At 68.7% G+C, this 1,018-nt stretch carries 1 protein-coding gene; it reads left to right on the top strand.

Annotated features, from left to right (window positions below; translation table 11 throughout):
* A partial coding sequence (locus B1964_RS16320; RefSeq protein WP_079930523.1) for an amidohydrolase occupies positions 1 to 884 on the top strand: 884 nt, incomplete at its 5' end.
* Positions 885 to 1,018: the final 134 nt, after the last annotated feature.

Below are 1,018 nucleotides of genomic sequence, written 5' to 3'. Positions count from 1 at the left end.
CCCTCGCCGCCGACGACACCTGGCGCGGATGTCTGATGCTGGTGTTCCAACCCGCAGAAGAGATCGGCAGCGGGGCGCGAGCTATGGTCGACGACGACCTCTTCGGCCGATTCGGCACGCCGGATGTGGTTCTCGGACAACATGTCGCGCCGCTGCCGGCCGGGCTGCTCGGTGTTCACGACGGGGTCTCGTTTGCCGCGGCCGACAGCGTGTCGGTGGTGTTGCACGGCGTCGGCGGGCACGGCTCACGCCCGGAGACGACGATCGACCCGGTCGTCATGGCGTCCTCCTTGGTCATGCGTCTGCAGACCATCGTGTCGAGGACCCTGCCGCCCACGGAGACCGCGGTGTTGACGGTCGGATCGCTGCACGCGGGCACAGCTCCCAACATCATCGCCGACCGCGCCGAACTCGCGGTGAGCGTACGCAGTTTCGACCCGGACGTACGCGAGACCGTCCTCGAACGCATTCGCGTTCTCGCGCAAGCGGAGACGATGGCTGCCGGCGGCCGTCGTGACCCGGAGATCCGGATCGCCGAGTCGTTCCCGGCGCTGGTCAACGATCCCGGCGCGTGTGACACGGTACGGAAGGCGTTCTCGGACGTTCCCGGGGTGATGGTGGTCGATCCCGGAGTGGTGACCGGCAGCGAGGACGTCGGTCACTTCGCCCATGCGGCCGACGCGCCCTGTGCGTACTGGCTGCTGGGCGGCGCCGATCCGGCGTTGTTCGCCGGTGCCGGCAGCGTCGAGGAGGTCGCGGCGGTGGTCGCCGGGCTGCCGTCCAATCACTCGCCGCAATTCGCACCGGTGATCCAACCGACCCTCTCGCACGGGGTCAGCGCACTCGTCGCCGCAGCCCTCGCATGGCTGCGGCCCACCACCTGACCGCCCGGCAGTTGCGGGAAGCCCGCAGGGCAGGAACTCGTGAGGTTAGGAAACCGCTGGGCAGGTGTGAGGCGATCTGGGAGCATGGCGACATGGAGATCACCACCGAAGAACAGTTGCGCGCGATCGTCGGT

It is taken from the genome of Gordonia sp. i37 (assembly GCF_002043085.1).
Lineage (GTDB): Bacteria > Actinomycetota > Actinomycetes > Mycobacteriales > Mycobacteriaceae > Gordonia > Gordonia polyisoprenivorans.
This window is presented reverse-complemented; position numbering and strand designations above follow the sequence as displayed.